General features: G+C 75.9%; 1 pseudogene. It reads right to left on the reverse strand.

The window, feature by feature from the left end:
• Positions 1–371 (reverse strand): annotated as a pseudogene (locus LPA54_RS39940) (conjugal transfer protein TraS); the annotation flags it as partial.
• Positions 372–423: the final 52 nt, after the last annotated feature.

The raw sequence follows: 423 nt of genomic DNA on the forward strand, positions 1-423 counted from the left end.
GCATGGACGCCCCAGGCGTGCCGGAGGCGTTCGGCGGAGGCCGCCACGTCCGCCGGCTCCTGCCCCGGAGCCAGCCGCAGCCGCATGCGCAGGCCGGTCGTGGTGGGACGGATGACGCCCCGACGAGGAGGCACCGGCCGGACCTCACGGCGGGTGGTCGCCCGGACGGCCAGCGCCCGCCACCGGGACGGCTCGACGGTCAGGCCGCAGGCGTCCATGGTCGAGGAGTACGAGGCCAACAGCCGGGCCACCGAGAGCGGCAGCCCGACCGTGGACCAGTACGCCGCCGGGTGGGCGTGCCGAGCGTAGGCGGCGCCGCCTATCGCAGCGAGCGAACCGCCCAGCTCGGCCCACGTCACCAGATCCGTCACGGCGGTCAGCCCGCCTGAGCCATCGAGAAGGCGCCCGGAGCAACGGCAGTCG

Source organism: Streptomyces sp. DH12, from assembly GCF_020873895.1.
Classification (GTDB): domain Bacteria; phylum Actinomycetota; class Actinomycetes; order Streptomycetales; family Streptomycetaceae; genus Streptomyces.